Source organism: Methylobacterium sp. WL18 (assembly GCF_008040015.1).
GTDB classification, from domain to species: Bacteria; Pseudomonadota; Alphaproteobacteria; order Rhizobiales; family Beijerinckiaceae; genus Methylobacterium; species Methylobacterium mesophilicum.
Genome location: NZ_VRVD01001085.1, coordinates 1 through 896, shown reverse-complemented (window position 1 = coordinate 896; position 896 = coordinate 1). Strand labels below are relative to the sequence as shown.

The following is an 896-nucleotide window of genomic DNA, read 5'->3' as shown; positions in this document are numbered from 1 at the left end:
CTGCCGGTCGGCGGCATGCGCCGGGTTGCCGGCGGCGAGCGCCACCCGGATGCTGCGGGCGATCGGCCGGACCAGCGTGGCCACGGTCCAGAACCCGCCGACCGCGATGATGCCGGCACCGACGAGCCGGACCTGCCCGGACCAGATCGCCTGCGCGGCCGCCCCAGGCTCCAGGCCGGGCTGGGGCGTCAGGGCGGTCAGGACCGGGACCATGATGCCCCAGGCGATGACCACGCCGGTGAGCAGGGCCAGGCAGGCGCCGATCCCGACGAGGTAGCCGACCCCGACCAGGGCCAGGGAGAATCCGCTGCCGATGCTGAACACGGCGCCGCCCAGGCTGAAGGCGGTGAGCACACCTTCGGCCAGGATGCGCAGGCCGCTGGTGGCGAAGGCGACCAGGCCGGAGCCGGCGGCGGCGGTCAGCAGGGTCTTCAGGCCGCGCTCATCGGAAGCGGAACCTCCGGAATCGGCATGGCCGGCGCGCAGCACCTCGGCGGCGGCGACGCCCTCGGGGTAGGGGAGGTCGCTGCCCGAGACCAGCGCCCGGCGCAGCGGGATCGAGAACGCCACGCCGAGCCACCCGCCGATCAGGCAGACCAGGCTGGTCTCCCAGAACGGAAAGCCGTGCCAGTGCCCGATCAGGACGAGGCCCGGCAGGACCAGGATCACGTTGCACAGGGTGCCGGCGGCCGAGGCCTGGGTCTGGACGATGTTGTTCTCGAGGATGCCGGCGCCGCCGACGAGGCGCAGGGCGCCCATCGAGATCAGTGCGGCGGGGATCGAGGACGAGAACGTCATCCCGGTCTTCAGGCCGAGATAGATGTTGGCGGCCATGAAGACGACCGTGATCAGCGCGCCGAGCACGATCCCGCGGGCCGTGATGCTGCCGGTGCCCT

General features: G+C 72.7%; 1 protein-coding gene. It reads right to left on the bottom strand.

Going from position 1 to position 896, the window contains the following annotated elements:
* The coding region (locus tag FV228_RS31030; protein ID WP_246694103.1) for an oligopeptide transporter, OPT family at positions 1–882 on the bottom strand (882 nt) is incomplete at its 3' end.
* Between the last annotated feature and the right edge of the window lie 14 nt (positions 883–896).